Here is a 26,281-nt window from a genome sequence, read left to right as displayed (position 1 = left end):
AAGATGCCAGAATTACCTGAAGTTGAAACAGTTCGTCGTGGTTTAACGAATTTGGTGAAAAATGCCGTAATTAATAGTGTGGAGGTCAGATACCTTAAGATGGTTTCACCAGAATCTCCGCTTTTTGAACAGGCGTTGCAAGGGAAAACAATCGAAAGGATCGATCGTCGCGGGAAATACTTACTTTTTAGGTTTAACGATCATTTAACGATGGTTTCTCATCTGAGAATGGAAGGTAAGTATGATGTACAACCAGAGGGATCTGTGGTCACTAAGCACACCCATGTCATTTTTCACTTATCGGATGGTCGTGAGCTAAGGTACACAGATACAAGAAAATTCGGACGAATGCGATTGATTAATACCGGGGATGAAAGTGTCATTCCAGGGCTGAAAGCCATGGGACCCGAGCCAACGGAAAAAACGTTAAAACTCGATTATATGAAGAAAATTTTTCGAAAAAGTCACCGAACAATCAAACCATTCTTACTTGATCAAAGCAAAATCGCCGGATTGGGTAACATTTATGTTGATGAGACACTTTGGCTAAGTCAGATAAACCCACTACAACAGACGGATGAGCTACCGGATGAAAAGATTGCTGACCTGAGGGATGCTATTATTGATGAAATAGGTATTGCAATTAAAGGACACGGCACTACGGTACATTCCTTTTCAACTGCTTTTGGAGAGGCGGGTAATTTTCAGAATCATCTTCACGTTTATGGTAAGCAGGGGGAACCATGTGAGCGTTGTGGAACAACTATCGAGAAAATAAAGGTTGCACAAAGAGGCACGCATTTTTGTCCCCATTGTCAGCCAATTATAGGAGATAAATAACTTGAAGGTTATTGGATTAACGGGTGGAATTGCAACTGGAAAATCAACTGTTTCGAAAATTATTAGGGAACAAGGCATTTCAGTTGTGGATGCTGATGAAATTGCGAGACAATTAGTTGCTCCTGAATCGGAAGCACTAAAACAAATTATTAGCTATTTTGGAACTGATTATTTAAGTGAAACTGGCAAACTTAACCGCAAAAAATTAGGATTACTGGTTTTCACGAACCCTCAAAAGCTGATTGAGCTTAATAACATCATGAATCCACTGATAAAAGAAGAAATTAAAAGGCAGCTCAAGACCCTTTCAAATCAAGGGAAAAAGGTAGTCGTTCTCGATATGCCAACGTTATTTGAAGCGCACTTTGAAAACTTGGTAGATGAAATTACTGTTGTAGAAGTTCCTGAATCGGTTCAATTGGAGCGGCTGATGCGTCGGGATAATTCAATTAAAAGTGATGCCCAAAGCCGAATTGATAGTCAATTACCATTAAAAGAAAAAATTGCCAAGGCATCATTTGTCATTGACAATTCGCATGCTGTTGCGGAAACAAAAGCACAAGTGTTAAAATGGCTAGCAAGTGAAGAATTAGAGAATACCAAAAATAAATGAGGTGACAATTAATGCAATGCCCACACTGTCACCACAACGGTTCTAGAGTTGTTGATAGTCGTCCCACTGATGATGGACGTGTTATTAGACGACGTAGAGAATGCGAAAATTGTGGTTTCCGATTTACAACGTTTGAACGAGTGGAGGTTACACCACTTCTTGTTATCAAAAAGAATGGAACTCGAGAAGAATTCAGTAGAGAAAAAATATTACGAGGTATCATTCGGTCAGCAGAGAAACGTCCTGTTGGAATGGATGTCATGTCTAAAATTGTTGATGAAGTTGAAAATGAAGTTCGAGCTTTAGGTGAGAATGAAGTTTCAAGTCAACTAATTGGTGAGTTTGTTATGAAACGGCTAGTTGATGTGGATGAAATTGCTTATATCAGGTTTGCAAGTGTTTATCGGCAATTTAAAGATATGGGCGTTTTCTTCACAGAATTAAAAGGAATCATGGAACGAGATAAAGAAAAGAATACAAAAAAAGATAAGTAATTTGTAAAGGTGCGAAAAATCATATGGCTGATTCTTGGCAGCAACTAAATGCGAAAGACCATTTTAATATTCAAAGCAAGAGTCGTCTTTCAAACATTGACGAACAGGTTCTAAGCTTATTTTATGAACCAATAATTGGACCAGTTTCATTTTCATTAATTAATTGGCTTTGGACCCATTTTCAAATTGAGGGAAAGTCCGCTCAAGGACAAAATGTTGAATTACTGAAGACGCTTAATGTTGATTTGCCAACCCTTTATGAAGCACGTACAAAATTAGAGGCAGCGGGGTTACTTCGAACTTACGTTAGTGGAGTTCAAGGAACCCCGTTGTTCATATTTGAATTAATCGAGCCATTGAAACCAGATCAATTCTTCCAAGATGATTTATTGAGTATTTTATTACTCGATATTATCGGAGAAGATTCATACAAGAATTTAGCAAATGAATTCATTTTGACGACAGATATGCCTACAGATTCAAAAGATATTAGCAAAAGCTTTTTAGAAATTTTTCATGTAGCCAGCGATAAATTACAAACGAAGCCAGACTTAATTTCAAACATTGGGAATCAGGCCCAGCAAGTTTCCCAAAAAAGTGTACGGAAGGAAATTCAAGATGAAAATGATTTTGATTTCCAATTTTTGGCTGAAATTCTGCAAAAGTCATACGTAGATACAACGCAATTAAACGATTTTCGAACCTTAATTTTGACCGAACATATGCTGTATGGCTTGGATGAAACCGCAATGGCAAAAGTAATAACTGCAGCTACCGATATTGCGACTAATAAATTTAATCCTAATCGGTTAAAGACACTAATTTCTGAGCAATATGAGCGTCAAAGCAAATCCCCAGTTCATGAAAAAGTAGCTGAGTCTGATGAAGAGGCCGTTGCAAGTACAAATGAGAATTCATTTTCAGCAAAAGAAGTGGCACTTTTAAATTCAGTTAAATCCTATGATCCCGTTGATTTTTTAAATGGTATTAAACAAGAAACGGGTGGCTTTGTTACATCTGGAGAGCAACGAATTTTAAGAGAATTAGTTAGTCGTCAACTCTTTTCGACTGCTACTGTTAACGTCATGATTTTTTACATTTTAAATGATAGGGCGCTTCCAACACTAAATAAAAATTTGGTGGATACTATTGCAAATGATTGGTCACGAAGCAAGGTTAATAGCCCTGAGTCGGCATTAGCTGAGATTCATAATCATCAAAAGGGCAGAGATGGTGGATCACACAGTAAAAAGCGTACCCAAAGTGGTGCCCCGAAAAGGGTAGAAACACTACCAGATTGGGCAAAAGATGATTATACGCCGAAGCAACGAGCGCAGTCATTATCAAAGGCTGAAATTGCAGATTTGGACAAACAACTTTCAGAACTACAGAATCGAAATTCTGAAGAAAAGGGGGATTAGCTAAATGGATAACATAAGCGAGTCAATGAAACAGTGGATGGATCGAAACAAGCAAACGGAACATTATCGCCAGTTAATGGGTGAAGTTTATAAAAATCCTGACGTTTTAAAATTTATTTCTGACCATAAGTCTGAGTTAGATGAAGCTCATATTGATCGGTCTGCCGCAAAATTGTACGAGTACGTGACTGAAAAGCAAAAATTAGAACGCGGGGAAACAACCTTCGCTCCAGGCTATAAGCCGGAGCTTGTCATCAGTAATCATTTAGTCGATGTTGCATATACTCCAACTGAAGAAACTTTGGAAAGACAGCGAGTTAAGTCTGAAAAGCGTAGAGTGAAGTCAATTTCGATGCCAAAATTGGTTCAAACTGCAAACTTATCCGAATTTGATAAAGATCAGAATCGAGTTTCTGCATTAAGGGAAGCGATGACGTTCATTTCTAATTTTGAGGCTAGTCCCAAAAAATATCATCAGGGTTTGTATCTTTATGGCAGCTTTGGAGTTGGGAAAACCTATCTCTTGGGCGCTATCGCAAATCAGTTAGCACATGATGGTTTCAATACGACCTTGGTCCATTTCCCGAGTTTTGCGGTAGAAATGAAAAATTCAATTTCAACAAACAATGTTTCTGAAAAGCTTGAGGCTGTGAAACGGTCAAAAATATTAATGCTTGATGATATTGGTGCAGACACTGTTTCAGATTGGATTCGTGACGAAGTCTTAGCAGTTATCTTGGAGTACCGAATGCAAGAAGAGCTTCCCACATTCTTTTCCTCAAATCTTTCAATGGAGCGGCTTGAAAAAGAATATTTAACAGTTTCAAAAAAGAGTGAGGCACCCCTTAAAGCGAAGCGAATCATGCAACGGGTCCGCTTTTTATCTAAACAGATTGAGATGATTGGTGAGAATCGTCGGCCAAATTAATTTTAATTTTGGGTTGACGAATATTTATTCCGGTGGTTAAATGAGAATTGTAATATAAAAGCGAATGAGAGACACAATTCAATTATCGTAATTTCAGAGAGAATTAACCTAGTCTGTGAGTTGATTTATTGCGATTCTTGAGTTACCACTTTCAGATGCTGCTTGGTGGATAATATCAGGCCGGTTTGTAATCGTTAAAAGCATTAGAGGTTTTCTAATTATATTCTTAGAAAATAAAATCGGGTGGAACCACGCTATTAACGTCCCCAGTATGAGTTTATTCATGCTGGGGATTTTTGTGTTCCCTTCGATAAATAAAAGGAGAGAGATATTATGTCAGAGATTTCTATTAAGTTTCCAGATGGCAATGTAAAAAAGTTTGATCAATCAGCCTCTGCAAAAGATGTGGCTAAATCTATTTCAATCAGCCTTGCCAAAAAAGCAGTTTCAGCCAAGCTTGATGGTCAATTAGTTGACTACGAGGCACCTTTAAATCATGACGGTGCAATTGAAATTGTAACGGCTGATTCAGAAGATGGGTTAAAAGTGCTCCGCCAATCTGCTGCACTTTTGCTTAAATCAGTTTTGAAATCAAAATATCCTGAAATTCGATTTGGTGAAAGCTCAGCAGACGATGAGGGCTTTTACGTTGACACCGATAAAGATGATGGACAAGTAAGCGTTGATCAATTAGAAGAACTTGCAAGTGATATTGCCAAAGTAGTCAAAGCGGGTGAATCAATTGAACGCGAAGTGGTTGATAAGAAAGAAGCATTGAAGCGAGTTGATGGTGATCCTTATCAGACCCAACTCATCAATGAGCAAGCTAATGATGAAGTCGTTTTCTATAAAGTTGCTGGAAATAGCGTCTTAGGTGATGGTGTTCAACTCCCTAATTTGAAGTCATTAAAGCACTTTAAGCTTCTTTCAGTTGCTGGTGCTTATTGGGAAGGAAAATCTTCAAATCCAATGCTTCAACGGATTTACGGAACAGCATTCAACAGTGACGCAGACTTACAAGCTGATTTGAAACGACGACAGGAAGCACGTGAACGTGATCACCGTGTAATTGGGAATGATTTAGATTTGTTCTTCGTTGATCCTAAAGTTGGAGCCGGATTACCTTACTGGATGCCAAATGGTGCAACAATTCGTCGAACTATTGAACGATACATCATCGATAAGGAAGTTAATAATGGGTATCAACATGTTTACACGCCAGTTTTAGCTAACCTTAATCTATACAAGCAATCAGGACATTGGGATCATTATCGTGAAGACATGTTCCCACCAATGGACATGGGTGAGGGCGAAGAACTTGAATTACGTCCGATGAACTGTCCAAGTCATATTCAAATTTACAATCATCACATTCGCTCATATCGTGAATTACCATTACGTATTGCTGAACTTGGGATGATGCACCGTTATGAAAAATCTGGTGCCTTAAGTGGCTTGCAACGAGTTCGTGAAATGACATTGAATGATGGTCACACATTTGTTGCGCCTGATCAAATCCAGGATGAATTCAAAAAAATCTTGAACCTAATGGTGGATGTTTATCATGATTTCGATATCAACGATTACACGTTCCGTTTAAGTTATCGTGATCCAGAAAATACTGAAAAGTATTTCGATGATGATGAAATGTGGAACAAGGCACAAGAAATGTTGAAGGCCGCTATGGATGATCTTGGTTTAAACTATGTCGAAGCTGAAGGTGAAGCTGCATTTTACGGTCCAAAGCTTGATGTACAAACTAAGACGGCTATGGGAAATGAAGAAACGCTATCTACCATCCAACTTGATTTCATGTTACCTGAAAGATTTGATTTACATTACGTCGGTTCCGATGGTGAAGAACATCGTCCAGTTATGATCCATAGAGGTCTTGTTTCAACTATGGAACGTTTCGTCGCCTACCTAACAGAAATTTATAAGGGCGCTTTCCCAACTTGGTTAGCACCTAAGCAAGTAACAATCATTCCAGTCAGCGAAGAGAAACATGGTGATTACGCTGAAGGTTTGCGCAAGGAAATGGCTGCTGCTGGCATCCGCGTTGATGTTGATCGTCGTGGAGAAAAAATGAACTATCTGATTCGTGATGCACAAACGCACAAGGTGCCTTACACAGTTGTTGTTGGTGATGCCGAAGTTTCAGATAGTAGCGTCAGTGTTCGTAAATATGGTGAACAGGATTCTATTTCTAAATCAAGTGCTGACTTCTTAAAACAAGTTCTTGATGATGTTGCAAGTTATAGTCGAGAAGAATAGGCTTAACGAAAGTAACAAAGTAGCTTCTTGACAATTATGGAATTACTTGGTAGTATTAAAAAGTTGAGAAAAAGTAGAGGCTCCCGCTTCTCGCCTTAATAATTTTAGATTGTTGGGCAAAATACGATTAAACCTGAATTTTCGCAAGAATGACAGGACTTAATTTGGCGGGCGCAAAAGCGCTCGCCTTTTTATTTTAATTAATGAGTCAAGCTGCGTTTCTCAAAATCACTTGGAGGTGAATAACCATAGCAAACGATATGTTAGTTAATGAAGGCATTCGTGCCCGGGAAGTTCGTTTGATTGCAGGCGATGGTGAACAATTAGGAATTAAGAGCAAGCAGGACGCTCTTAAATTAGCTGAAGATGCTGAATTAGATCTTGTTTTAGTTGCTCCTAAAGCGAAGCCACCGGTTGCTCGTATTATGGATTACGGTAAGTACCGTTTTGAAATGCAAAAAAAGCAACGTGAAGCTCGTAAAAAGCAGAAGGTTGTTAGCATTAAAGAAGTTCGACTAAGTCCTACTATTGATACGAACGACTTCAATACCAAGCTAAAGAATGCCAAAAAGTTTTTAGCTAAAGGTGAAAAAGTCCGAGTTTCAATTCGATTCAAGGGTCGAGCAATCACGCATAAGGAAATTGGACGGCAAGTACTTAATCGGATGGCCGAAGAAACCAACGATGTTGCTACTGTTGAACAACGACCAAAGATGGATGGTCGAAGCATGTTCTTGATGCTTTCACCAAAGCTTGAAAAATAAGTTAATTTGTAAACGGCTATTGCCGAATTATAAGGAGGATTTTGTATCATGCCAAAACAAAAAACAAACCGTGCTGCTGCAAAGCGTTTTAAAGTAACTGCAAAGGGCGGTATTAAAAGCGCCAATGCTTACACGAGTCACCGTTTCCACGGTAAGACTAAGAAGCAACGTCGTCAACTACGTGGCACATCAATGATGGAAAGTACCACCATTCTTAAGACTTACAGACAATTACTACAAAAGTAATACTTAATCAAATAACGGAAAGAAATTAGGAGGAATTCATTATGCCACGAGTTAAAGGTGGAACAGTTTCACGCGCACGTCGTAAAAAGGTATTAAAGCTAGCTAAAGGTTACCGTGGTTCAAAGCACCGTTTGTTCAAGGTTGCTAAGGATCAAGTAATGAAGGGTCGTTTGTACGCATTCCGTGACCGGAAAGCTAACAAGCGTAACTTCCGTCGTATTTGGATTGCTAGAATTAACGCATCTGCTCGTATGAATGGTTTAAGCTACAGCAAGATGATGCACGGTTTAAAACTTGCTAACGTTGAAGTTAACCGTAAGATGTTAGCTGATTTAGCAGTTAATGATGCTGAAGCATTCAATGCTTTAGCTGATACAGCAAAGAAAGCATTAGCTTAATTAATAAAATAAGAATTTGGCTGGAACAATATGTTCCAGCCTTGTTTTTTATTTATAATTATAAATAATTACGGATAAGTTTATTTGAAGTATCTTAGTCTAATGGTAAAATGAATGTTATTGAAAACGATACAGAAGGGGTCAGTTATGCTTGGTCAATTTAAGCCGACTTGGATGGTTAGTGCGATATATAATATAACGCCGACAGAACTAAATAAACGGGGAATTAAATTGGTTCTTACCGATTTGGACAATACGCTAATCGCGTGGAATAATCCCAGTGGTACCATTGCCTTAAAGAATTGGATGCAGGAGTTAGAAAAGGCTGATATTCAGCTAGTTGTTGTTTCTAATAATTCAAAACGACGAGTCGGCCAGGCTGTTGGTCCCCTTGGCTTACCATTTGTTTGCCGAGCATTAAAGCCCCTCCCGTTTGGTATTAATAAGGCAGTTCGTAACTGGAAGGCTACTAAGGCTGAAACAATTATGATTGGTGATCAACTACTCACTGATGTTTTGGCAGCAAACAGCAGCCATGTTAGAAGTGTGTTAGTAAAGCCGATTATCAAAACTGATGCCTGGGTAACCTGGTTTAATCGATTTGTAGAACGCTATGTAATGAAAATGCTAGTTAAGAAATATCCAAAACTTACTTTTCGGGAGGATTTATATGACTGAAGATGAACCACTTGTTAACGATGAAGACTTATACTGTATCGGTTGTGGTGCAAAGATCCAAACAACAGATCGTGATGCACCGGGATACACACCAGAATCAGCTTTAAAAAAGGGCATGGAAAATAATGAATTATATTGTCAACGGTGTTTTAGACTAAGGCATTATAATGAAATCGTGCCAGTTGGATTAACCGATGATGATTTCTTGAAATTATTGAGTCAAATTCGGGACGCAGACGCACTCATTGTTTACGTGATGGATATTTTTGACTTCAATGGTTCCGTTATCCCTGGCTTGCACCGATTTGTCGGAAACAATCCAGTTTTACTTGTTGGGAATAAAGAAGATATACTTCCCAAGTCTTTAAGGCGTTCAAAGTTAAAGGATTGGTTGCGTCAACGTGCCAATGAAGCAGGGATTCATCCAATTGATGTCGCATTAGTCAGTGCAAAAACAAATCAGTCGGTAGATTCGCTCTTGGTACAGATTGATAAATATCGGAAAAATAGGGACGTCTACATTGTCGGGGTTACGAATGTTGGTAAGTCAACATTAATTAACCAAATTATTCGACAAAATACTGGTAAAGCTGACTTAATCACGACATCACGATTCCCTGGAACAACATTAGATCGAATTGAGATTCCGCTTGATGATGACCATTTCTTGGTCGACACTCCCGGTATTATTCATGCAGAGCAAATGGCACATTATTTAAATGGTAATGATTTAAAAATTGTCACACCTCAAAAGTCAATTAAGCCAAAAGTCTATCAGTTAAATGAAGGCCAGACACTATTCTTTGGCGGCGTTGCTAGATTTGATTACGAAAATGGGCCAAAAAATGGCTTTACAGTGTACGCAGAAAATAATTTATACATTCATCGAACAAAATTAGAGAATGCAGATAGTTTATATGAAGCCCAGTTAGGCAAGTTACTTTCACCACCAAGTACGGAAGAGGACATTGAGGCTTTTCCAAAACTAGTTCGTCATGAATTCAAGACAGCGAAAAAGAGCGATTTAGTCATTGAAGGACTTGGCTGGGTAACAGTTCCAGAAGGTGTAGTCGTAGCTGGATGGGCGCCAGAGGGTGTAGCAGTTATTTTGCGAGATGCAATGATATAAAAGGAGAAATAGATGGAACTTCGTGGAAAACAAAAGAGATATTTACGAGCACAGGCTAATAATCTTAGACCACTTTTTTCAGTTGGTAAAAATGGGTTAACACAATCATGGATTGATCAATTAGCAGGTGGATTAGAGAAACGGGAATTAATTAAAATTAATTTATTACAAAATGCAGATGCTACAACGGCTGAAGCAAAGTCATATATTGAGGAAAACTCCAACATTCAAGTCGTCCAAGTAATCGGACGAGTTTTGGTCCTTTATTTACCTGCTAAGGAAGAAGAATATCAAAAGCTTTCTTCAGTTGTTGAACATATTTAAGGAGTGACTAGTGGTGGTTAATGTTTTTGAACGTACTAAAACTCAGACCGTTAAACTCTTAGCAACTAGTATCAAAAAAAAGAGAGTTGGTATTTTGGGTGGTACTTTTAATCCTCCCCACCTTGGACACCTCATCATTGCAGATCAGGTTGCAGATCAATTAGATTTAGATGAGGTCTTATTTATGCCGGATGCAACTCCCCCTCACGTTGATAAAAAATTAGCAATTGATGCAAAAGATCGTGCTAAAATGGTGGCGGCAAGCATTCATAATAATCCGCGTTTTCACCTAGAGTTAAGTGAAATAATGCGTGGTGGCGTCAGTTATACCTATGATACGATGCTGGAATTACGTCGGCGTCATCCTGAAAATGATTATTTTTTCATTATTGGCGGAGATATGGTTGCTTATTTACCGAAGTGGCATCGAATCGCGGAACTACAAAAGATTGTTAAATTTGTCGGCGTGCGACGTGAAGGGTATGAGATTAAATCTGATTTTCCTGTTATTTGGGTGGATGTGCCATTAATTGACGTGAGTTCAACGTTAATTAGGAAGAAAATTAGAAATCATCATTCGATTCATTATTTAGTGACACCGGGTGTAGAGCAATATATAAAGGAGCATCAATTATATCTTGACTGATTCCATTATTTATCATGAAAATATTACGTCATATTCTAGGGAAGAATTGTTGAGTAAAATTAAGCAACAATTGCATGAATCACGGTTTAAGCATGTTCAACGCGTTGAAAAAACAGCAATACAACTAGCTCAAGAAAATGATGTGGATCCTGAAAAGGCCTCTATTGCTGGACTAGTACATGATTATGCTAAACAAAGGTCTGATGACGACTTTAGACAAGCAATTGTTGACTATCAACTTGACCCAGATTTGTTAAACTGGGGTAACGCCATCTGGCACGGTATTGTTGGAGCTGAGTTAATCAAAAAGGAACTCAAAATATTTGATGAGGATATTTTGGATGCGGTTAGATACCATACGACTGGCAGTACTTATATGACAACTTTAGCTAAAATTATTTACATGGCAGATTATATTGAACCTGGCAGAAATTTTCCTGGTGTTGAAATGGCACGAAAAGTGACACATGATAATCTTGATGATGGGGTTGTATACCAGACAGCAAGCACGTTGAACTACTTGATTTCAAATCAAAAGCCTATTTACCCAAAGACAATCGAAACATATAATGCTTGGGTACCAGGTGCTTCTGATAAAGTAAAGGAGATATTAAATGGATAGCAAACAAATTTTAGAGATCGCGGCGAAGGCTGCCGAGGACAAACGAGCTGACGATATTGTTGCGCTCGACATGGAAGGGTTAAGTACCGTAACAGACTACTTCCTAATTATGAACGGTGGTTCAAAACGTCAAGTACAAGCCATTACCGATGAAATTATGGATAAAATGGCAGAGGCTGGCGCTGAAGTTAAGCGGGTTGAAGGTCGAGATGCTGGCCGTTGGGTTTTAATTGATTTAGGAGACGTCTTTGTGCATGTGTTTGATGAAGATGATCGAACTCATTACAATCTTGAGAAACTTTGGTCTGATGCACCGTTTGTTGACTTAAGCAAGTGGATTGAGGCTTAATAATGATTTATTCAACATTTGCAAAATTATATGACGAACTTTTTGATCCAGCTATGTACGATGAATGGCTGGATTTTGTCAACCAAAATATAGAACGACGGGATGGTCAGCTATTAGATTTAGCTTGTGGAACGGGGCGACTCGCTGTCAAGTTACTTGAGGCTGGCTATTTAGTGAGTGGATTTGATCTTTCAGATGAGATGTTGAGTTTGGCGAGAGTCCATGCGGAAGAAATTGGAAAAAGCCTGCCACTGATGCAAGGAAATATGTTAGATTTATCAGATTTAGAATCCTATCAAAATATTACTTGTTTTGCTGATTCATTTTGTTATTTAACAGATGAAGATGAACTTGAACAAGCATTTGGTCAGGTTGAAAAGCATTTAAAGGAAGGCGGTCAATTTCTATTTGACGTGATCTCTCCCTATCAAACGGATATCGTTTATCCAGGCTATATGTATAACTATCAGGACGAAGAACAAGCATTTATTTGGAGTAGTTATGGGACTGATATTCCCCATTCCGTTGAACACGATTTAACTTTCTTTACTTTAGATGAAGACAAACAATCGTATGCTAGAGTTAGTGAATTGCACGAAGAAAGAACTTACCCGCTGGAGACATATAAATCTTTGCTTAAAAAAGTGGGCTTTAGAAATATTGAGGTAAAAGCAAATTTTGGTAAAGATGAGTTGAATGATAAAACAACCCGTTGGTTCTTTAGCTGTAGCCGATAGGAGGCGCATCATGGCAGTCATTGGAATCATAGCAGAATATAATCCATTTCATAATGGGCATATTAAGCAGCTAGAATTTGCTCGAAAATTGGATAAAGATGCGACGATAATCGTTGCTATGAGCGGTAATTGGATGCAACGAGGAGAGCCAGCCATTATTGATAAATGGCAACGAGCCAAGGCGGCCGTTCTTCATGGTACTAATCTGGTTGTGGAGCTTCCATTGAATGTTTCGGTACAACCAGCAGATATTTTTGCAAATGGTGCAATCAAGCTTTTAAAGCAATTAGGTTGTGACAAAGTTATTTTCGGTGCAGAACATCCTGATTTGAATTTTAAAGAATTGGTGGAAAATCGTCCGGGAAATATTGCAGAATTTCACCAATTTGATCAAACGTATGCGACAGCCTATCAGAATTATCTGACGGATCAAACGGGAATAAAATTAAAGGATTCAAATGATATTCTTGCATACGGCTATACACTTGCAAATTCACAGCTCACAGATCCGATGGAATTAATTCCAATGGCTAGGGTGGTTGCAGGGCATCAAGATGTAGAGATTGCGAGTGGGGCAAGGATTGCGAGCGCACAATCAATTAGATCTGCTGCTCAACGTGGGGAGTTTGTTAAGCTGGATCAGACGGTTCCCATAGAAACTAGAAAATTAATAAAAAATAGGCCACTTGTGAATTGGTCTCAAGCTTGGCCGCTACTTAAGTATCGCCTTATGACTTCATCGCCGTCTCAGTTACGAATAATTTATCAAATGACTGAGGGAATTGAATACCGACTTAAAGATGCGGTTGCTAATTCAACTAACATAAAAGCATTTTTTGAGAACGTAAAATCTAAACGATATACTTACACGAGAATTCAACGATTGTGTGTCTATGTTTTACTTCAAACGACTACGGATCAAATGAACACACGAATCAAAACGACTAGAGTGCTCGCATTTGACGATAAGGGACGATCTCAGCTTCATCATCTAAAGGGGTGGAACGGGATTAACTTAATTACTCGAATGACTCAGGCATGGGCAACAGGACCATATTTGATTGATGATACTGCAGATCAGGTGTGGAATTTAATGGCCCAAACGGAAAGTAATCAATTGAACCAAAAACCAATTTATATATCAAAAAAAATGGAGTAATCATTGTGCTATCAAGGAAATTACCTTGACAACAAAAATTACGACAGGTATAATAAAATTCGTTGCATTAGGAGGTAAAGTGATGGAATGGTCATTGGAGGACTTAGTAAAGAATCATCGAGATGAGCCTCTTCAATTTAATGAGACAACCGATGTTAAAGAGGATTTGCTTAATCGGAAACCGATGCAAGTTCTTGATGTCAGTCCTGTCCTTGTTAAAGGAATTGTCAGTGTGGAAAAAGGGCATGCATTAGTGTATGCACACGTTCTGACAAAATTGACGGTCCCATCTACCCGTTCACTTACACCAGTGGAGCTGAAACTCGATTTTAGTTTTACAGAGTTTTATGTTGCTGATGCAGGTGCATTAAAGCAGTTTGATGAATCAGATGTTGTCATCGTTGTTAAGAATGATTCAATTGATTTTGATAAAGCTGTTGCGGATAATATTCTATTGCAGATACCAATGCAAGTGTTGTCGAGTGATGAGAAGGCAACTGAGGAACTTCCAGAGGGAACTGATTGGGAAGTTATCAGAGAAGAAGATCTCGAAGCTCATAAGGCAACCAATAAAGTTGTTGATCCACGTCTTGCAAAGTTAAAGGAGTTCTTCCCTGATCAGGAAGACAATCATTAGTGATCCGATGTGAGACATTAAAAATATTACACTAGTGGATAATTTTAAATTGAAGGAGGGGTTTATTGTGGCAGTACCAACACACAAAACGTCAAAAACAAAGAAGCGCATGCGTCGTGGACACATCAAATTACAAGTGCCTGGCATGAGTGCTTGCCCTAACTGTGGTGAGTTACGTAAATCTCATTATGTTTGCCCAAACTGCGGCTTCTATGATGGTCGTCAAGTTATTAAGACAAACAACAAATAGTCATTGAAAAACACCTATTGAGAACCGCGGTCTCTAGGTGTTTTTTGTTATCTTCTTTTATCAAACATTCTATGGCCATGAGTGAGCCACTTGAAATAAGGTTTCAACGGAATTCCTATATATTAGTTATTAAAAAGATGTTTTTAAATCTAAAAATGAATTTTTCGTAAATTGCAAGAACAAGTTAGCCAGTCGTTGAGGACAATCCCAGAACAGGCCGTTATCAAATAGAAGTTGTGGCGCTAGAGAGACTACTGGGCCATGCGGCGAACGCGCCGAGCTTCGGCCTCAAAGTTTTGCTGGGGTGTGCAGTAGCCCTGTTGTTTGCGAGGCAACTGATTCAAGCGGTCTTGCGTGGCCTGCACTTGACTAGGGCTAATGTCATCTAGGGACATGCCCTTAGGGAAGTCCTGGCGGATCATCCGGTTATGTGCCTCGTTGGTGCCACGGTCGCAGGACGTGTAAGGATGGGCGTAGAAGATCTCAGTTTCCGTCCCAGCAAAAGCAGTATTTAAGGCGGTGAACTCGGGTCCGTTGTCTGCTGTGATGGTCTTGATGCAAGCTCCCCATTCGCGCTTGATTCCACGCAATGCATAGCTCACAGAGTCTGCATCTCGTCCTTCGATCAAGCGGAGAAGTTGGCAACGGGTCTTGCGCTCAATCAGAGTCAAGATGACGCTCTCCTTGCCATTGCGTTTACCGACAATGGTATCCATCTCCCAGTGACCGAACTGCCTGCGTCGTTCAACGACCTTAGGCCGTTCCTCGATACTGCGGCCAGCCAGGCGCTTAGCCTTGGTGTGGTGCTGGTGAGAGGTCTTCCGCTTAGTCTTCTCCAACAGGTCGATATTTCGAATCTCTAGGCGTTGGTCGTCAATGTACTGGTACAAAGTCGAGGCACAAACAAGCTCTTCAGGAGTAAACAGCTTGTGTCGCTTGGCATAGCCGATTGAAGCATCCGGCGACCATTTGTCCTGCTTAGCTCGCTGTACGTACCAGGCTAAGAAGACCTGTACACTGGCGAACTTGTCAGGACGATGGCAGCTCAAGCGTGCAGTCTCGTAACGTGCCTGAGCAGCCTCTGGTAGGTATTGTCGATGGTAGACGCGCTTGCCATTACTCTTCTTGACCTGATCTACTGTACCTCGCTTGATTTCATTATTAATGGTCTGTGGGCAGACGCCAATTTCAGCAGCAATCCAACGATTGGACTTCCCAGCTTGGCGGAATCCGGCCACTTTTCCGCGCTCGAGTGATGTTAAGTGCTGACCTTTTTGGCGGTGTGTGCTATCCTGTTTCTGCATCAAGACAACATCCTCTTCCATTGTTTGTGTAGGAACTTCAATGATACAGGATATCTGTTCTTGATGTTTTTTATTGTCCAAAAAATTTTGAGACAGTGGCTAACTTGATTCTAAAATGCGCGAAAATGAATTTTTTACTGAATTTTGGATAAATTCACAAAAATATTGTGTCGCCGCTAACAAAATGAGTATAATGGTAAGGTAACCGCATACATAAACAAAGAAAAACAAAATAAAATTTGTAGTTTATGACTAAATTTTTTTCGAAGTGGGGGGATACGAACTTGGAAATGGAAGGAAATTTAACACCCATGATTTGGGCAGCCCAGTTATTGGTTGCCGTATTCTTTATTGCGGGATTTGTAAGCTTTTATACCGAAATTTGGAATCAGGCGTTCGTAAATCCACATAAGTCACAAAGAAAACGTACTGAGTTAAGAATCTTCTTACTAGTTTTAAGTATAGGGATAGCTTCAGTTTTACATTTTGCCGGATATATTAGTGGTTCAAGCTCAATGATGTACCATAACCTTGGGTTGTTCATCCTTGTCTTCGCACTTTTAGATGAAGAAATAAATCTTGGAGAATACTTAATTCGTTGTGCTGCACTTCTTATCGTATGGGCGATGCACCATTTTAGTGATCTTGTTTCAAGTAGTTTTGCTATTTCAATGCTTATTGTCGTTCTGATACTGTGTATTATTTGGCGGTACAGACATTATATTGAGGCAAGATTTCCACTTCGCCTAATCGTCTGTTTTATTATTGCTGTTGATTTTTGGGTTACATTACCAATTCATTCAGCAAGTATGACGATGACGCCTAGTGTTTCCATTGAAGCCATTTTGATGTTTTTCTTAATGAAATTATCAACAGGCCGACAACAAAATTTGTGGGCTCGAAATCGACGAGTTGCTTATATGGCTAATTATGATAAGTTAACGAATCCCAAAAACTATACTGCCTATCAAAAAGAAATCTTCAATTACTTTGGTGTTGCGCGAACAAGTCGACGTCCCTTAGTCATTGCGATGTTGGACATTGATCATTTCAAACTAGTTAATGATCGGTATGGGCATTTAGCGGGTAACCAAATTCTTTAGGGAGTAGCCGAAAAATTAAAGAATACTTTAGCGCAATATAGCGACTCCTATGAGCTTTATCGGACTGGAGGGGAAGAATTTACACTTGTTTTTCCAGATACGACGATGAGTGAAGCCTATCAAGTTATTACCAACTGTTGGCGTGCAGTCAGAGAGTTATCCGTCCATTATGGCAAGAATGATATAAAGATCACCATTTCTATCGGTGCGACTGAAATGGTAGCGGCAGATCAACTACCCAATGATGTCTATCAGCGAGCGGATGACTCATTATATGTTAGCAAAGAGCATGGGCGTGATGCCGTTACTATCGACGGTCAGACCCAACAGCTGCTAGATGAATCTGAGCACGAAAAGTACGCTTATTTCATTAAAGGAATTTACGATTTAAAGGGTGATGATCAGCGGAGAAACGCAAATGATTTAGTCTTGCAATGATATGAACAGAAAACCCAAACTTGGGTTAACCCAGGAGAAGCTCATGTTTCTATCGAAAAACGAATTGATTTGTTACGTGATGCTGTAGTCAATAGTCGAAATCAGTTTATTGTCATTTCGTTATCAATTGCGAGTTTTCTAAATAAAGATTTAGCGGACGAGATCATCGGTTTCTTTAAAGGACCAAACGGACCAGAACAAATTTACATTGAGTTAAAGCAAGTTCCTGCCATGGATTTGTTAGTAAAGATGGCTGATTATTATCATCAAAATGGCGTTTTTGTTATTATTAGTCAAATTGGCAAGATTCGCCATTATGAGAAAGTTCATGCGATTCTTAAGTATATCGATGGGATAAAGTTAACAATTAATGATGAAGACGAAAATCAAGATATTCCTGGACAGGTCCGTCAAGATGTTAAGTTTTGGGGCGGTATAACGGAAAGATCAGGGATTACCTTTGTTGTTGATGGAATCACAAATGATCGAATGCTAGGGTGGCTGAAAAAGCAAGATTATGTCGACTATGTCGAAGGGGATTATCTTAGTAAGTTAGAATTACCATTACTGAATTCCTAAATTAAAAAATCTGTCCTACCAAATTTTTGGTAGGACAGATTTTTCTTATACTTATTTTTGTGTGGAAATAGGAGTCTCTTTTTCAATTGCTAATTGTGCAACGAGATTCAAATAGTTAAATGGTTGATCATAATGAGGATTGAAAAGCATGTCGATAAAAGCTAAATCATCGATAGTGTTTTCATTTTGAATACAAACCGAAATTGTGTTTGCAGACTGAGTTAAATCAAAGTCGCCAAAGAATTGGGCACCTAGAATTTTACGAGTACTTACATCATAAACCAATTTAATATCTATTTTCCCATTGGTGGGCATGAAATATGGTCGATGAAGGCCATGATAAGTTACGCTGTCTGCGTCGTAACCACATTTGAGGGCATGTGATAAGGTAAGCCCAGACGTTGCCAAAGTATGATTAAAGAACCGTAACGCGGTTGTTGCTTGAGTTCCTGTGTTGCGATACTGATGACCAAATAGATTATGACCCACCGCATATCCTTGCCGAATAGCATTCGTTGCGAGTGAATAATATTCCTTTTGCTTGGCTGGGTTAACATATGTAGAGCAAACGTCACCAGCAGCTAAAATATCAGGATCTGAAGTTTCTTGCCACTCGTTAGTTGAAAGGGCACCATTGCGATCCAACTTAACCTGATTAAACAGTAGCTCGGTGTTTGGTTCGAATCCAGTACAAGCAACAACAAAATCTGCTAGCATATTGTCATTCTGAGTTAGAATATTGACTTGTTTACCATCTTCAGTCGGTTCAAAGGCATTGACGCGTGTGTTAAGACGGACATCAATTCCATGGGAACGCAGCGAAGCGACAATCAAATCGGACGTTTCCAAATCAATATAATTACATAATAATTGTGGACCATCTTGAATTAAGGTGACTTGGTGATTCGTATGGGCATATGCCTCTGCCATTTCAACGCCGGAGTAGCCACCGCCAATAATTGCAATGTGGTGATTATTCTTTGAATACTGTTTAATGGTTTGAGCTTGTTCGTACGTTTTGCATACTTGAACCCGGAAACTATCAACACCTTTGACAGTTGGGACAGAGGCGCTTGATCCAGTCGCCATAACAAGTTTATCGTAATGGTCGGTAAATTGCTCTTGAGTTTCCAAATTTTCAACAATAATTGTTTTATTTTTGGTATCAATTTTTAAGACATCATGGCCAATTTTTACATTCGCACCCAGTTCTGTAAGATGTTCAGGTGTTTCAGATAGCATTGTCTCGAGGCTGTTTACTTCATTTGATAGATAGAGGGAAATACCACAGGATAAACAATGAAACATTCGTATTTCTTTCATAAACAGTAATGTCGGTTTCTGGGTGTACTTTTAACGCTTCTTTAACTGCGGTCATCCCAGCGTGTGTACAACCAATTACGATGACTTTCAAAATTTGACCCTCCAAAATTGATTATGAATTTTTGATACATTTATTTTAGCCTAACTTTTGTTTTGCGTCCGTTGCCACAAGATGTGGTTTTTCGTAGAAATAACCCTGACGGACATCCACATTGAATGTATCAATGAATTTGTCGATTTGTTTATCTTCAATACCTTCCAAAACGAAACGCACTTTGTGTTCCTTTGCAAAATCGCGCCAAAAGATAACTCGTTGTTGCATGTCAGGGTGGTAAACTGACTTATCAAAATTCTGAAGCGCAAATTTAATTTCACTTGCAAGTGGAATTAATGCTTGAACTTGTTGTTCTGTATTACTACCAGAATCGACATCGTCAAGAGAAACTTCAATTCCAGAAGCGACAAATTTTTTCAAAACTTCGGAAATATCTTTTGTCAAAATAGTTTGATCAGTAGAATCTTCTGTTAACTCTACTTGAATACGAGTAGGGCGAATAATTTTTTGTGCTTTAATTAGGGCATCCACAACCTGGTCGTTTAAAATTTGAGCACGGTTTAAATTGACAGATAAGGAGCTAACCTTCAATGAAAGTTCGCTAGCCGCTTCAACTAACTTGCCGGCAACAATTTCTGCAGGTACGTCTGCAAAACTGTGCGGTGGGCGCCATCCTTGCTCAGTGAGATTTTTAAGAAGTAATTCATAACCGATGACTGACTGATTAAATTTATTTATGATTGGTTGAACAAAGTATTTATACATGGCGATCTCTCCTATTTCTGTGACAAATGATGGTCGTAAGTAAGATAGAAAAAACCCGTCGCTTGACTTTCTCAAGGACGGGTCGTGTTCCAAACAGTTATATTAACTAACCGTGAGGACTGAGCTTTTCTTCTGTTTTGTATAACTAAATAGTAGCAGATATTTTTGTAAAATACAATGATTTTGAGATTCTTTCATGACATTTTTCAGTCTAAGTTAAAATAAAGAAAGTACTTTCCTTAATAAATCATCTATCTTAAGAAAAGTACTTTGAAGATTTAATAATTGTTAGCTATTACTCTTTGGTGAAGTCAACAACCATTCGTCCAACAATTTTGTTGGACTTCATTTCATCGATAATATCATTAATTTCACTCAAACGACGAGTCTTAACGATAGGGTGAACCTTGCCTTCAGCACCAAATTGAAATGCTTCTGCTAAATCTTGACGAGTTCCAACAAGTGATCCTGCAACTTGGATGCCATCAAGGACAGTCTTAGCAATGTTAAGTTCCATATTTCCTTGTGGTAGCGCCACAGCAACAAGACGGCCATCTGGACGTAAGGCATTTACTGATTGTGTAAATGCATCAGACGTAACGGCAGTAACCTGGGCGTTGTGAACACCACCAACTTGTCTCTGAATTTCTTCGGCAACGTTTGAGTCATGACGGTTAATCAGAATTTCGGCACCATTTGCCTTAGCAGCAGCAAGCTTATCTGGGTTACCATCGACGGCAACCACATGGGCACCAAATACGTGTGAGGCATATTGAATTGCTAAGTTACCTAAACCACCGGCACCAACGACTTCAACCCATTGACCAGGCTTCGTTTCGCCAATTTTTAGTGCTTTATACATGGTCACACCGGCACAAGTGAGGGAAGTGGCCTCAACTGGATCCAACTCGTCTGGCACCTTCACGGCATAGTTAGCATCTACAATAACTTGTTGAGCCATAGCGCCATCAACGGTAAATCCAGAATTTTGTACATTGCGGCAAAGTGTTTCGCGACCACTTAAACAATATTCGCAATGGCCACAACCCTTAAAGAACCAAGCAATAGAAACGCGATCTCCGATTTTTAAGTTTGTAACGTCATCGGCAATTTGAGAAACCCGACCAACACCTTCATGGCCAATAATTCTGCCAGGAACTTTACCAAAGTCACCAGCGGCAACGTGTAAATCTGTGTGACAAAGACCACAATATTCGACGTCAACTAAGGCTTCTCCTGAGTGGATAGGGCGTAAAGTAACCTCTTTAATATCGACATAACCATCAACTGGATCGCGTACAACTGCTGCTTTCATTATTTATACTTCCTTTGAAATTTATTTTTTTGTTTACATGCAAATTGTATATTAAATCACAAACTTTACAAGTGAATTTTTACACAACTTTAAAATTTCTTAACTTTTCTCTTAAATAACTTTCTTAAAAGATAAAATATATTGCCATAAAAACGTTGATTTCTAAGCAAAAGGACGAACTATATGTTAGAATTATCAATGGATTATTAGATTGTAACAATTTACTAAGAATTTATTTAAATGTAGAGGTGTTGAGAACACATGAGTCGCATATTAATTATTGAAGACGAAAAGAATCTTGCCCGTTTTGTGGAGCTTGAACTTAAGCATGAGGGGTATGAAACTGAGGTTTGTTTGAACGGACGAACTGGTTTGGATGCTGCTTTAGCCCAAGACTTCGATGTCATTCTATTAGATTTAATGTTGCCAGAATTAAATGGTATTGAAGTTGCTCGTCGGGTTAGGGAAGAAAAAAGTACCCCTATTATCATGATGACAGCGCGTGATTCTGTGATTGACCGGGTTTCTGGATTTGATCATGGCGCTGACGACTACATTGTTAAACCTTTTGCTATTGAGGAGTTGCTTGCCAGAATTCGGGCTTTATTACGTCGAATTAATATTGAAGGTAAGAACCAGAGCTTCAAACAAACGACCGTGACGTATAAAGATTTGACTATTGAAAAAGAAAATCGAGTTGTTCGTCGTGGGGAAGAAGTTATTAACTTAACTAAACGCGAATATGAACTTTTACTAATCTTAATGGAGAATATTAACGTTGTTCTCGCAAGAGATGTTCTGCTTAATAAAGTTTGGGGATATGAGTCAGAAGTAGAAACGAACGTGGTTGATGTTTACATTCGTTATCTACGAAATAAAATCGATCGAATTGGCGAGAAGAGCTACATTCAAACCGTTCGTGGTACCGGGTATGTGATTAGATCTTGATAAGCCGTGAGGAATTAGAACTTCGTGAAAATGGGCCACACACTAATAGGAGTCGACGTAGGTTTTCATTAAAGTGGAAATGGGCGTTAGGGACTGCTTTTGGTGTGCTGGTCATTTTTGCTGTATTTGCTGTTTTAATATTTGACAGTTTTACTTCTGTCTTAATCAAAGAAGAGCGCGCCCATGTTAACGATACAATTCAAGTTGTTGAAAATCGTCTTAGTAGTTTTCAAAGCGAGTTAAACATCAAATCTGTGACGCCAATTTTAAGACCAGAAGTGACTGGTAATGAAGTTGGTAAAAATCCAATGACGAGTAACCGACTGCATAACATCTACAATAATTCAATTTTTGTGAGCTTATCACGCGATAGTACAGCGGTTAGTGTTTACGATAAGAGTGGCGCACAAATTTTTGCTTCTCGGTCAAATGCGATTGATTTTGACAGAGTTAGCAAAAAAACAGTTAGACGTGAAAAATCCGGAAAATTTAATGGCTATGTGGGCGATGCACCGATTCGATCACATAAAACCAAAAAGATTATTGGCTACGTCCAAGTGACTAATGAGCTGACTAACTATCACTCAACCAGTCGCCAACTAGCAATCATTTTACTAGTCCTTGGATTGATTGCAGTTTTTGCCTCCGCAATACTAAGTTACATTTTAGCCTACTTTCAGTTGCGGCCGATTGAGGAAATCAGCGCGACCATAAATGAAATCAATGCTGAACCGCAGTCGTCAAAACGAGTTCCAAAGTTCAAACGTAATGATGAACTTTCCGATTTAGCAATTTTGTTCAATGATATGTTGGATCAAATGCAACGATTCATCGAACAACAACAACAATTTGTTGAAGATGTGTCTCATGAATTAAGGACGCCAGTTGCGGTCATCCAAGGCCATATGGAGCTTTTGAATCGCTGGGGGAAAGATGATCCAGAAGTTTTAGCAGAGTCCTTAAAAGCGTCCCTGCAGGAGACCCAAAGAATGCAGAGTCTCGTTAAGGAAATGCTAGATTTATCACGTGCTGAGCAAGTAGAAATTAATTATACAAACGAGGTTACGGCTGTTAAAGAACTGGTTAATCAAGTATTTAATGATTTTAAAATGATTCATCCAGATTTTACGTTCACCCTTGATGATGATGTTAAACGAGAAACTTATGTTCAAATTTATCGGAATCATCTTGAGCAGGTCCTTATTATTCTTCTTGATAATGCTGTTAAGTATTCTGTTAATCGCAAAGAAATCCATATGTCATTTGCCCTAGGTAGTCGAAACGTTGAGATTGCTGTTCAAGATTTTGGTGAGGGAATCTCTCGGGATAATATGGATCGGGTCTTTAACCGATTTTATCGAGTGGATAAAGCGAGGAGTCGAAACAAGGGGGGGAATGGACTGGGTCTGTCCATTGCGCAACGTCTAGTTGAGTCCTATCATGGCCAAATTTCAATTGAAAGTGCTGTGGGTCATGGGTCCGTATTTAGGATTACATTGCCAATCTTAAACGATAAAGAGCGTCATAAACTGGAACAACAGGCAATCAAAGAGCATGCCAAAAAGTCGCCAAAACCATCAATAAGTACTAACTTAGGCGCAAATCCTAGTGAGGATGAGAACCAAGAGAAATAATAAAAAAATGGAGTGCTAGAGGAAATTCCTCTGGCACTCCATTTTTGATGTGTTATTAATCGCGATGGTGATGCTGCTTACCAGCATTACGGTTACGATTATTATGATGTTCAATAGTTGTTTCTTTAGGCTTTTCAGGAGAATCGGTTGATTCACTAACCGGTGTCTCCGTCACTGTAACAGGTTTAACAGGGCGTTTAGCAACTTCTGCCTCAATCTGTTTTCGAATTCTTGGTCGGTACATATTGATGATTATCGTTTGAATACATGCAAAGATACCACCGATGAAGAAGTACAAGCCAAGTCCGGCTGGGGCACTAATTGAGATAAACAAAATCATTGCGGGACTAATAATTAGGGTCATCCGCATTTGTTTCTTTTGATCCTCTGGCATACCAAGTAATGATAGGTAACCTTGACCTAAGTAAGATAAGCCAGCCAAAATGGCAAGAATTAATGAAGAGTGACCAAGTGGAATTCCCATGAAAACAGATGATGATAATTCTGGGGAGTACCGAATAGCCGCATATAAACCTGCAAAAACTGGCATTTGGATAAGAAGGGGAAGACAACCAATTCCACCCGTAATGCTGATACCATTGTCACGGTAAAGGGCCATCATTTGCTGGCCAGCTGCTGATTGTTCCTCAGGTGTTTTAGCGGCTTTTTGACGTTTTTGAATTTCAGTCATTTGTGGCCGAATCATTGACATCTTTTCTTGCTGAATCGTTGACTTACGCAGTTGGCTAATCATGAGTGGTAAAAGCACCATTCGAACTAAGACCGTTAAGGCAACAACTGCCCATCCGTACGAGCCCCCGAAGAAGTTTGCAAGCCAATCCATGACATTTTGACCTGGCTTAGCAAGATAGTCGTAGATGAAACCATAAGGCTTACCACTTTTAGTTGTTCTAACACAACCACTTAGAAAAATGGCGAGACCTGCGAGCAAAGTAAACAGACTTGCTCTTTTGAATTTTTTCATTTCAATAAATCCTCTCGTTTAAAAAGATAATAACAGGATAAATACTACTTTAATAATGATTCTTTTTCAATCAATTAATCAATTATACGAAAATTGTTCCAGTTTTTAACCGGAACGGCCATTTTTGTTAGGTTGGCCACTTTTGCAAATGGGGTCAAGTTAGTTTCAACAGTTTGAAGAAAATGAGTTAAATCAGTTTCCTTTCCTTGCGCAACAATCTGCACGGATCCATCCCGCTGATTTTTAACGGTTCCAACAATTGAGAGTTGTTCAGCTAATCGAACAGTAGACCATCGAAAACCGACGCCCTGAACTCGCCCATAAACTGTAATTTGATATGCCTTCACAAGATTCACCCTTTCGTCGTGTATTTTACCACGAATAGGCCTCGTTCACGTCTTTTAATATGGTAGAATAGTCAATGAAATTAAAGGCGGTATTGAATAATGGAAAAAATAACCTCAAAACAGAATTCAAAAGTCAAAGAATGGGCGAAATTAAAGACAAAAAAGGGACGTCATCAAACTGGAACGTATCTATTAGAAGGCTGGCATCTTGTTCATGAAGCAATAATGAACAATGAACCGATCAAAAGCATTCTGGTAACAGAAAGTGAACTTGATACGGTTGAGATTTCCGGAAACTTTCAGACAATATTAATTACAGAAGAAATTGCTAATCACATAGCAAGCACCGTCACCCCCCAAGGCGTTTTTGCAATCGTTGAGATGGATGGGTCAAAGACGGCTTTACCAAGTAAATTAGAAGGTGCCTGGCTACTGCTCGACCAAGTTCAGGATCCTGGAAATATTGGGACAATGGTTCGGACAGCGGACGCTGCGGGATTTACGGGTGTTATTTTTGGAACAGGTTCTTCCAGCCGATTTAATCCTAAAATTGTTCGATCAATGCAGGGGAGTCAATTTCATATTCAGCTACTAGAGATGGGTTTAGCTGATGCGATGACTTCATTTTTGCAGGCGGGTTATCCAGTTTATGGAACCGAACTCAATCCGGATGCAAAGTCATTTAAGCAAATAAAACCCGATAAAGATTTTGCACTTATTATGGGAAATGAAGGCAATGGGATGTCAAAGAATCTATTGACTAAGACAACTGCAAACCTATACATTCCTATAAAGGGTAAAGCGGAGTCACTAAATGTTGCAATCGCTGCCGGAATACTGATGTTTCAATTGTTACAGTAATTTTTAGAAAAGGTTAAGATGCATGAATTTTATGAAAGTAAGAGGGAGTTTTCTTTTGCTTTTTTAGAAAAAGAAAGTATAGTGTAACTATAAATTACTTACAAAAGAAAAGGAA

The 26,281-nt window shown here is 39.0% G+C and carries 30 protein-coding genes, 1 pseudogene and 1 other annotated feature; of the genes and pseudogenes, 24 read left to right on the top strand and 7 right to left on the bottom strand.

Features of this window, described 5'->3' with window-relative positions:
* Window positions 1-3 precede the first annotated feature (3 nt).
* The 19 genes from mutM (at window position 4) to rpmF (ending at window position 14,509) form a co-directional block, all read left to right on the top strand.
* Window positions 4-840 (top strand): DNA-formamidopyrimidine glycosylase, encoded by an 837-nt coding sequence (mutM, locus tag FGL90_RS00260; RefSeq protein ID WP_010619970.1) that lies wholly within the window; start codon window positions 4-6, stop codon window positions 838-840.
* 1 nt (window position 841) lies between these two features.
* Window positions 842-1,453, top strand: a complete 612-nt coding sequence (gene coaE, locus FGL90_RS00255) for a dephospho-CoA kinase (protein WP_010619969.1) — start codon at window positions 842-844, stop codon at window positions 1,451-1,453.
* Window positions 1,454-1,464: 11 nt separating this feature from the next.
* Window positions 1,465-1,947, top strand: a complete 483-nt coding sequence (nrdR, locus tag FGL90_RS00250; RefSeq protein ID WP_010619968.1) for a transcriptional regulator NrdR — start codon at window positions 1,465-1,467, stop codon at window positions 1,945-1,947.
* A gap of 23 nt (window positions 1,948-1,970) precedes the next feature.
* Window positions 1,971-3,368 carry a replication initiation and membrane attachment family protein gene (locus FGL90_RS00245; RefSeq protein WP_147656418.1) on the top strand — a complete coding sequence of 466 codons (1,398 nt, stop codon included), beginning with the start codon at window positions 1,971-1,973 and terminating at the stop codon, window positions 3,366-3,368.
* Window positions 3,369-3,372: 4 nt separating this feature from the next.
* On the top strand, window positions 3,373-4,296 hold the full coding sequence (gene dnaI, locus FGL90_RS00240) for a primosomal protein DnaI (RefSeq protein ID WP_010619966.1): 924 nt from the start codon (window positions 3,373-3,375) through the stop codon (window positions 4,294-4,296).
* Window positions 4,297-4,629: 333 nt separating this feature from the next.
* Complete coding sequence (gene thrS, locus FGL90_RS00235; protein WP_010619965.1) at window positions 4,630-6,570, top strand: threonine--tRNA ligase; 1,941 nt, start codon at window positions 4,630-4,632, stop codon at window positions 6,568-6,570.
* A gap of 65 nt (window positions 6,571-6,635) precedes the next feature.
* Window positions 6,636-6,771, top strand: a sequence feature (ribosomal protein L20 leader region).
* A gap of 59 nt (window positions 6,772-6,830) precedes the next feature.
* Window positions 6,831-7,334 carry a translation initiation factor IF-3 gene (gene infC / locus FGL90_RS00230; RefSeq protein WP_010619964.1) on the top strand — a complete coding sequence of 168 codons (504 nt, stop codon included), beginning with the start codon at window positions 6,831-6,833 and terminating at the stop codon, window positions 7,332-7,334.
* 48 nt (window positions 7,335-7,382) lie between these two features.
* A complete protein-coding gene (gene rpmI / locus FGL90_RS00225) occupies window positions 7,383-7,580 on the top strand; it encodes a 50S ribosomal protein L35 (protein ID WP_010619963.1) in 198 nt (65 codons plus the stop codon).
* Between the two features lie 41 nt (window positions 7,581-7,621).
* Window positions 7,622-7,978, top strand: a complete 357-nt coding sequence (rplT, locus tag FGL90_RS00220) for a 50S ribosomal protein L20 (RefSeq protein ID WP_010619962.1) — start codon at window positions 7,622-7,624, stop codon at window positions 7,976-7,978.
* A 147-nt stretch (window positions 7,979-8,125) separates the two neighbouring features.
* Window positions 8,126-8,656, top strand: coding sequence for a YqeG family HAD IIIA-type phosphatase (locus FGL90_RS00215; RefSeq protein ID WP_010619961.1), 531 nt, complete (start codon window positions 8,126-8,128; stop codon window positions 8,654-8,656).
* Window positions 8,649-9,785, top strand: a complete 1,137-nt coding sequence (yqeH, locus tag FGL90_RS00210; RefSeq protein WP_147656416.1) for a ribosome biogenesis GTPase YqeH — start codon at window positions 8,649-8,651, stop codon at window positions 9,783-9,785. Before FGL90_RS00215 ends, yqeH begins: the two co-directional genes overlap by 8 nt.
* 12 nt (window positions 9,786-9,797) lie before the next feature.
* The gene (yhbY, locus tag FGL90_RS00205; RefSeq protein ID WP_010619959.1) at window positions 9,798-10,109 is read left to right on the top strand and encodes a ribosome assembly RNA-binding protein YhbY; all 312 of its coding nucleotides are present in this window, start codon (window positions 9,798-9,800) and stop codon (window positions 10,107-10,109) included.
* A 13-nt stretch (window positions 10,110-10,122) separates the two neighbouring features.
* A complete protein-coding gene (locus tag FGL90_RS00200; RefSeq protein WP_010619958.1) occupies window positions 10,123-10,755 on the top strand; it encodes a nicotinate-nucleotide adenylyltransferase in 633 nt (210 codons plus the stop codon).
* Window positions 10,748-11,377: a bis(5'-nucleosyl)-tetraphosphatase (symmetrical) YqeK gene (yqeK, locus tag FGL90_RS00195; protein ID WP_010619957.1), complete on the top strand. Its 630-nt coding sequence runs from the start codon at window positions 10,748-10,750 to the stop codon at window positions 11,375-11,377. Before FGL90_RS00200 ends, yqeK begins: the two co-directional genes overlap by 8 nt.
* The gene (gene rsfS / locus FGL90_RS00190; RefSeq protein ID WP_010619956.1) at window positions 11,370-11,726 is read left to right on the top strand and encodes a ribosome silencing factor; all 357 of its coding nucleotides are present in this window, start codon (window positions 11,370-11,372) and stop codon (window positions 11,724-11,726) included. Before yqeK ends, rsfS begins: the two co-directional genes overlap by 8 nt.
* 2 nt (window positions 11,727-11,728) lie before the next feature.
* Window positions 11,729-12,463 (top strand): class I SAM-dependent DNA methyltransferase, encoded by a 735-nt coding sequence (locus FGL90_RS00185; RefSeq protein WP_010619955.1) that lies wholly within the window; start codon window positions 11,729-11,731, stop codon window positions 12,461-12,463.
* Window positions 12,464-12,473: 10 nt separating this feature from the next.
* Window positions 12,474-13,622: a nucleotidyltransferase gene (locus tag FGL90_RS00180; protein WP_010619954.1), complete on the top strand. Its 1,149-nt coding sequence runs from the start codon at window positions 12,474-12,476 to the stop codon at window positions 13,620-13,622.
* A gap of 82 nt (window positions 13,623-13,704) precedes the next feature.
* Window positions 13,705-14,259 carry a YceD family protein gene (locus FGL90_RS00175; RefSeq protein WP_147656414.1) on the top strand — a complete coding sequence of 185 codons (555 nt, stop codon included), beginning with the start codon at window positions 13,705-13,707 and terminating at the stop codon, window positions 14,257-14,259.
* A gap of 67 nt (window positions 14,260-14,326) precedes the next feature.
* Complete coding sequence (gene rpmF, locus FGL90_RS00170; RefSeq protein WP_010619952.1) at window positions 14,327-14,509, top strand: 50S ribosomal protein L32; 183 nt, start codon at window positions 14,327-14,329, stop codon at window positions 14,507-14,509.
* A 251-nt stretch (window positions 14,510-14,760) separates the two neighbouring features.
* Here the strand turns inward: rpmF and FGL90_RS00165 are convergent, their stop codons facing one another.
* Complete coding sequence (locus FGL90_RS00165) at window positions 14,761-15,813, bottom strand: IS30 family transposase (RefSeq protein ID WP_010620018.1); 1,053 nt, start codon at window positions 15,811-15,813, stop codon at window positions 14,761-14,763.
* A gap of 248 nt (window positions 15,814-16,061) precedes the next feature.
* Here FGL90_RS00165 and FGL90_RS10620 point away from each other — a divergent pair.
* Window positions 16,062-17,354 (top strand): annotated as a pseudogene (locus FGL90_RS10620) (GGDEF domain-containing protein).
* Between the two features lie 69 nt (window positions 17,355-17,423).
* The gene (locus FGL90_RS00150) at window positions 17,424-17,933 is read left to right on the top strand and encodes an EAL domain-containing protein (protein WP_187240420.1); all 510 of its coding nucleotides are present in this window, start codon (window positions 17,424-17,426) and stop codon (window positions 17,931-17,933) included.
* A 51-nt stretch (window positions 17,934-17,984) separates the two neighbouring features.
* On the opposite strand, the gene FGL90_RS00145 is transcribed toward FGL90_RS00150, so the two are convergent.
* The 4 genes from FGL90_RS00145 to adhP all read right to left on the bottom strand — a co-directional run bounded on the left by FGL90_RS00145 (window position 17,985) and on the right by adhP (window position 21,391).
* Window positions 17,985-19,241: an FAD-dependent oxidoreductase gene (locus FGL90_RS00145; protein ID WP_318635549.1), complete on the bottom strand. Its 1,257-nt coding sequence runs from the start codon at window positions 19,239-19,241 to the stop codon at window positions 17,985-17,987.
* On the bottom strand, window positions 19,195-19,347 hold the full coding sequence (locus FGL90_RS10615; RefSeq protein WP_318635555.1) for a hypothetical protein: 153 nt from the start codon (window positions 19,345-19,347) through the stop codon (window positions 19,195-19,197). Before FGL90_RS10615 ends, FGL90_RS00145 begins: the two co-directional genes overlap by 47 nt.
* A 45-nt stretch (window positions 19,348-19,392) precedes the next feature.
* Window positions 19,393-20,076, bottom strand: a complete 684-nt coding sequence (locus tag FGL90_RS00140; protein WP_147656407.1) for an EAL domain-containing protein — start codon at window positions 20,074-20,076, stop codon at window positions 19,393-19,395.
* Between the two features lie 295 nt (window positions 20,077-20,371).
* On the bottom strand, window positions 20,372-21,391 hold the full coding sequence (adhP, locus tag FGL90_RS00135; protein WP_010619947.1) for an alcohol dehydrogenase AdhP: 1,020 nt from the start codon (window positions 21,389-21,391) through the stop codon (window positions 20,372-20,374).
* A gap of 261 nt (window positions 21,392-21,652) precedes the next feature.
* On the opposite strand from adhP, the gene FGL90_RS00130 reads away from it, so the two are divergent.
* Window positions 21,653-22,339: a response regulator transcription factor gene (locus tag FGL90_RS00130; protein ID WP_010619946.1), complete on the top strand. Its 687-nt coding sequence runs from the start codon at window positions 21,653-21,655 to the stop codon at window positions 22,337-22,339.
* Window positions 22,339-23,973: a HAMP domain-containing sensor histidine kinase gene (locus FGL90_RS00125; RefSeq protein WP_133278302.1), complete on the top strand. Its 1,635-nt coding sequence runs from the start codon at window positions 22,339-22,341 to the stop codon at window positions 23,971-23,973. The genes FGL90_RS00130 and FGL90_RS00125 overlap by 1 nt, the downstream gene beginning before the upstream one ends.
* A 55-nt stretch (window positions 23,974-24,028) precedes the next feature.
* On the opposite strand, the gene yidC is transcribed toward FGL90_RS00125, so the two are convergent.
* Both yidC and FGL90_RS00115 read right to left on the bottom strand, forming a co-directional pair.
* A complete protein-coding gene (gene yidC, locus FGL90_RS00120; protein ID WP_010619944.1) occupies window positions 24,029-24,958 on the bottom strand; it encodes a membrane protein insertase YidC in 930 nt (309 codons plus the stop codon).
* 74 nt (window positions 24,959-25,032) lie between these two features.
* A complete protein-coding gene (locus tag FGL90_RS00115; protein ID WP_010619943.1) occupies window positions 25,033-25,305 on the bottom strand; it encodes an acylphosphatase in 273 nt (90 codons plus the stop codon).
* 99 nt (window positions 25,306-25,404) lie between these two features.
* Here FGL90_RS00115 and FGL90_RS00110 point away from each other — a divergent pair, with 99 nt between their 5' ends.
* Window positions 25,405-26,166, top strand: coding sequence for a TrmH family RNA methyltransferase (locus tag FGL90_RS00110; protein WP_010619942.1), 762 nt, complete (start codon window positions 25,405-25,407; stop codon window positions 26,164-26,166).
* The last annotated feature ends 115 nt before the right edge of the window (window positions 26,167-26,281 follow it).

Source organism: Secundilactobacillus malefermentans (assembly GCF_008033155.1).
In the GTDB taxonomy this organism is placed as follows: domain Bacteria; phylum Bacillota; class Bacilli; order Lactobacillales; family Lactobacillaceae; genus Secundilactobacillus; species Secundilactobacillus malefermentans.
Note: the sequence above shows the minus strand (reverse complement) of the source record. Positions and strands in the feature narration are given on the sequence as shown.